1 protein-coding gene is annotated in these 796 nt (G+C 52.5%); it reads left to right on the forward strand.

Translation table 11 applies throughout. The features are described from left to right. The coding region (locus tag VF675_RS13715; RefSeq protein ID WP_440205388.1) for a group II intron maturase-specific domain-containing protein at positions 1–627 on the forward strand (627 nt) is incomplete at its 5' end. Positions 628–796: the final 169 nt, after the last annotated feature.

Here is a 796-nt window from a genome sequence, read left to right on the forward strand (position 1 = left end):
AAGCTGCGAGCATTAATCAATGCAAACAAAGCGACACGACAGGCCACTTTGATCGGTTTGCTCAACCCGATTCTAAGGGGTTGGGCCAACTATCATAGTCATGTCGTTGCCAAGAAGGTTTTCAACCAGGTAGACAACGCAGTGTGGGAAATGCTCTGGCGATGGGCTGTACGTCGCCACCCTCGCAAGACACTCCGATGGGTCAAAGATCGGTATTTCAAAGTACAAGGAGCGCGTCGATGGGTGTTCTCATGTGATGAACAGTCCGCCGATGGTCGGAAGCGACAATACACATTAGTGTCTGCCTCGGACACGCCAATTGTGCGACATATCAAGATCAAGGCTGCTGCTAACCCTCATGACCCCGCATGGGATGAGTACTTCGAATCCCGATGGGGTAAAAGAATGCTGGTCTCCGCAAAGGGGCGAGCCAAGCTGTATCGGGTGTGGCTAAAACAAGGTGGTCGCTGCTGCGCCTGTCTTAAACCAGTCACCAAAGATACACCATGGCACAGCCGTCATATTGTGAAGCTAAGTCATGGTGGAACGGATGCAGTTGCTAATCTTGAGATTTACCATCTGTATTGTCCGAGGAGTGTTCAGTTTGCCAATGTCAACGATGTATAACCGGGTGCCGAATGGCGCCTTAGCAGAGGCTTGAGCCGTGTGCTGGGAAACTCGCATGCACGGTTCTTAGGGGGTTGGACGTAGGTAACTGCGTCTGACTACCCGACAATCAGATGCGTCCCTGGGCGTTGGGGCGCAAGAACTGGCTGTTTGCAGGTTCGCTGCGCAG

Source organism: Acinetobacter sp. Lyrl_1 (assembly GCF_051948795.1).
In the GTDB taxonomy this organism is placed as follows: Bacteria; Pseudomonadota; Gammaproteobacteria; order Pseudomonadales; family Moraxellaceae; genus Acinetobacter; species Acinetobacter towneri.